Source organism: Geodermatophilus amargosae (genome assembly GCF_041028265.1).
In the GTDB taxonomy this organism is placed as follows: Bacteria; Actinomycetota; Actinomycetes; order Mycobacteriales; family Geodermatophilaceae; genus Geodermatophilus; species Geodermatophilus amargosae_A.
This window is the reverse complement of record NZ_JABGCW010000058.1, coordinates 1-563: the sequence shown is the minus strand read 5'-3', so window position 1 is coordinate 563 and position 563 is coordinate 1. Positions and strand designations below refer to the sequence as shown.

General features: G+C 44.8%; 1 protein-coding gene. It reads left to right on the top strand.

The window, feature by feature from the left end:
• On the top strand, nt 1-563 hold a 563-nt coding region (locus HLV61_RS23190), incomplete at both ends, for a transposase (protein ID WP_369259765.1).

The window sequence follows — 563 nt, the reverse complement described above, 5'->3', positions numbered from 1 at the left end:
CACTCTATGCGGGCTGTTTGGTTTCACCCGGCAAGCATATAATAAGCGCAATGTCTCTGACGGCTTTGCTGAAGAGGCCATTGAGTCTATCATCATTGAAAAGGCACGTGAGTATCGTAAGTCGAATCCTGGCTTAGGAGCTGTAAAGTTGCATGCCATATTGAAACAGATGTTTGAGGATACAGGCTGCTTCCCTGGTCGTGACGCATTTATTGAGATGCTGCGTAAGCATGGGCTCATGGTGCGTATAAAGCGCCGTAGGCGCTATAAGACAACAGATTCCGACCATAATTATCGCAAATACCCAAACCTGATTAAGGGAGTCGTCCCTACCCATCCGAACCAGATTTGGGCAAGTGACATCACCTATGTTGAAACCAATGAAGGTGTGTGCTATCTCTCGCTTATAACAGACCTGTATTCCCATAAAATCGTTGGATGGGCTGTTGGTCCAACATTAGAAACTGTATATCCATTAGAAGCGCTTAAAATGGCATATAAAAGCATTGATGAAGAAACTGCAAAAGGACTCATCCATCACTCTGACAGAGGAAGCCAGTATT